Genomic DNA, 1,625 nt, shown 5'->3' with positions numbered 1-1,625 from the left:
GTTCTGGATGCCGTCGTCGCCGCTGCCGACGCCGACGGCGTGGGCAACGAGGTGCGCGTGGACTCCGATACGACGGTCAGCTGACCCTCGCGGCGGCGATGGTCTCGAACGTATAGCCGAGTCGCCGATAGAGACTGATCGCAACATCATTGTCGCTGTCGACCACAAGGGCCACTCGGCCATGCTGGGCGAGCAGCTCCTTGGTGACGAACGCGGTCACCGCTCGGCCGTGGCCGGCGCCGCGGGCGTGCGTGTCCGTGACCACGCCGGCGATGAACCCGACGCCGCCGCCGGTGCATGCGTCGGCCGCGACCGCCGCCAGGCGTCCGTCGGCTCCTCTGACGGCTGCCCAGCGTTGCTCGGGTGACACCCCAGGGACGGCATAGGACGTCGGGTAGACCCGGGTGACCAGTTCGGCGGCTTCCGCGTATGCGTCATCGTCGAGCCAGGCTACGGAGCCGATAGGCCCGGATATACATGTCGTCGTCTCCATCCAGCCGAACTCATTCAGCGGGTCGAGCTGTGGAATGCGCTCGAGGGCCGCCCGGATCACATGAGCGGCACCCTGGACGCGGTAGCCGTGTGGCAGCCCAGGGATGAGTCTGGCCACCAACTCGACGGCGTCCTCGACCGGCCCGCGGACGATCAGGCGATCCCAGCGGTTGAGCTCGGGGGCCACGACGGCGACCGCGTCCCGGTAGGCGTGCGCCGCGCCGCCGTTGCCGAGCCGCTGCGCGGCCCAGCACGCGATCGCGTCGTCACCACTGATCGCGGCGACGTCGGCGACGGTCGAAAGAGTTCTCAGCGCTGGGTGGGCGTTGCGCGCAGTCATGGTTCGATCGCGTTTGTGTTGATCGGTGCAACTTTCTGATTGTGGACGATGAGAGACGTATACGTTCCTGAATGCGGATCGATCAGAAAGGTATACATTCCTGAACGTGGTTCACGTTTCAACGCGTCGGGCTACTCCGGCATTCTCGTGACCCGCAATGTGCTCGATATGAGCGACGAAAACGGTGCGTGGGCCGTGTGGCGGGCATCCTTGCCTACCTGATTGATATCTGAGCAGCGCGCGTTTTGCCTGACGATCATCGAGAGAGTGCGGCGTCGAGGTCGGACCAGAGGTCCTCGACATCTTCGATGCCGATCGACATCCGGATCAGCGACTCGTCGACCGTCTTGCTCTCGGCCGGCCAACGACGCCGTCGTTCCAGGGTGGACTCCACCCCGCCGAGGCTCGTCGTGTTGACCCAGAGCCTGACGGCGCCGACCACCGTGTCCGCGCCCTCGGCGCCGCCCGTGACCTCGATGGAGCAGATCGTTCCGAACCCGGGGTAGCGGACCACGTTGACGGCGGGATGGTCGGCCAGGCGGCGGGCGAGCTCGGCCGCACTCGCTTGCGCACGCTCGAGACGTACCCCAAGGGTGCGCATGCCGCGGAGGCCAAGGTAGACGTCCATCGCGCTCGGGATGGCGCCATGCAGGCGGCGATGGCGGTCAATCCGGTTGAACAGCCCGTCATCACGGACGACGGCGGCGCCGAGAAGGACGTCCGAATGACCGCTCAGCAGCTTGGTGGCACTGTGCACGACCACGTCCGCGCCCGTCTCGAGTGGGCGTTGCAG

At 66.8% G+C, this 1,625-nt stretch carries 2 protein-coding genes; both read right to left on the bottom strand.

Features of this window, described 5'->3' with window-relative positions:
• Positions 1-76: 76 nt before the first annotated feature.
• On the bottom strand, positions 77-832 hold the full coding sequence (locus ELR45_RS17330) for a GNAT family N-acetyltransferase (RefSeq protein WP_129667505.1): 756 nt from the start codon (positions 830-832) through the stop codon (positions 77-79).
• A gap of 256 nt (positions 833-1,088) precedes the next feature.
• The coding region (locus tag ELR45_RS38160) for a PLP-dependent transferase (protein WP_205856761.1) at positions 1,089-1,625 on the bottom strand (537 nt) is incomplete at its 5' end.

Source organism: Phytoactinopolyspora endophytica (assembly GCF_004138495.1).
GTDB lineage: Bacteria > Actinomycetota > Actinomycetes > Jiangellales > Jiangellaceae > Phytoactinopolyspora > Phytoactinopolyspora endophytica.
Note: the sequence above shows the minus strand (reverse complement) of the source record. Positions and strands in the feature narration are given on the sequence as shown.